We start from the raw sequence: 1,209 nt of genomic DNA, 5'->3' as shown, positions 1-1,209 counted from the left end.
AAGACGGCTCTGTTTGTTCTGATGCTTCTTCTGGCTGCAGCAAACCGGTTTCACCTGGGTCCCCGGCTTGAAGTTATGGTCAGGGAAGGGAATTATGATCGCAGCGTTGCCCTGATGCGAAACAGCATCCTGACAGAATTCGTTGTTGCGATTATCATTCTGGGCGCCGTAGCGTGGCTCGGAATGCTTGCTCCGTCTCAGGTCAGCTAGGGGACAGCCAAAGCTCATGCGTGAGATTTTTACTTTCATATCAGCGAGTTGACCATGCAGCGTATTTTAATCGTTGAAGACGAACAAAAAACAGGTCGTTACCTGCAGCAGGGACTGGTTGAGGAAGGCTATCAGGCCGATCTCTTTAATAATGGCCGCGATGGTCTCGGGGCCGCGTCGAAGGGACAGTATGATTTGATAATACTGGACGTGATGCTGCCTTTCCTCGACGGGTGGCAAATCATCAGCGCACTGAGGGAGTCCGGGCACGAAGAACCGGTCCTGTTTTTAACCGCAAAGGACAACGTGCGGGACAAAGTGAAAGGACTGGAGCTTGGCGCAGATGACTACCTGATTAAGCCCTTTGATTTTACGGAGCTGGTTGCACGTGTAAGAACCCTACTGCGCCGGGCACGCTCGCAGGCCGCAACAGTCTGCACCATCGCCGATATGACCGTTGATATGGTGCGCCGGACCGTGATCCGTTCGGGGAAGAAGATCCATCTCACCGGTAAAGAATACGTTCTGCTTGAGTTGCTGCTGCAACGCACCGGAGAAGTGTTACCCAGGAGTCTTATCTCGTCCCTGGTCTGGAACATGAATTTTGACAGTGATACGAATGTGATTGATGTCGCCGTGAGACGTCTGAGAAGTAAAATTGATGATGACTTTGAGCCAAAACTGATCCATACCGTTCGCGGTGCCGGATATGTCCTGGAGATCAGAGAAGAGTGAGGTTCAAAATTTCCCTGACCACACGCCTGAGCCTGATTTTTTCTGCGGTGATGCTTACGGTATGGTGGTTATCAAGTTTTATCCTGATTAGCACCCTTAATGGCTATTTCGATAATCAGGACCGCGATTTTCTGACAGGTAAACTTCAGCTCACCGAAGAGTTTCTTAAAACAGAGACGTTCAGGAACAAAACGGATATTAAGTCATTATCAGAAAAAATAAACGATGCGATGGTGGGGCACAATGGCTTATTCAGTTCTATAA

The 1,209-nt window shown here is 49.4% G+C and carries 3 protein-coding genes; all 3 read left to right on the top strand.

Annotated features, from left to right (window positions below; translation table 11 throughout):
* The coding region (locus APU11_RS16455; protein ID WP_131729165.1) for a CopD family protein at positions 1 to 210 on the top strand (210 nt) is incomplete at its 5' end.
* Between the two features lie 54 nt (positions 211 to 264).
* On the top strand, positions 265 to 945 hold the full coding sequence (gene pcoR, locus APU11_RS16450) for a copper response regulator transcription factor PcoR (protein WP_001188930.1): 681 nt from the start codon (positions 265 to 267) through the stop codon (positions 943 to 945).
* Positions 942 to 1,209 (top strand): hypothetical protein (locus APU11_RS16445; protein WP_072200441.1); only part of this gene is annotated, 268 nt, incomplete at its 3' end. The genes pcoR and APU11_RS16445, both read left to right, overlap by 4 nt.

Source organism: Enterobacter sp. 50793107 (assembly GCF_001463365.1).
Classification (GTDB): Bacteria; Pseudomonadota; Gammaproteobacteria; order Enterobacterales; family Enterobacteriaceae; genus Enterobacter; species Enterobacter cloacae.
Note: the sequence above shows the minus strand (reverse complement) of the source record. Positions and strands in the feature narration are given on the sequence as shown.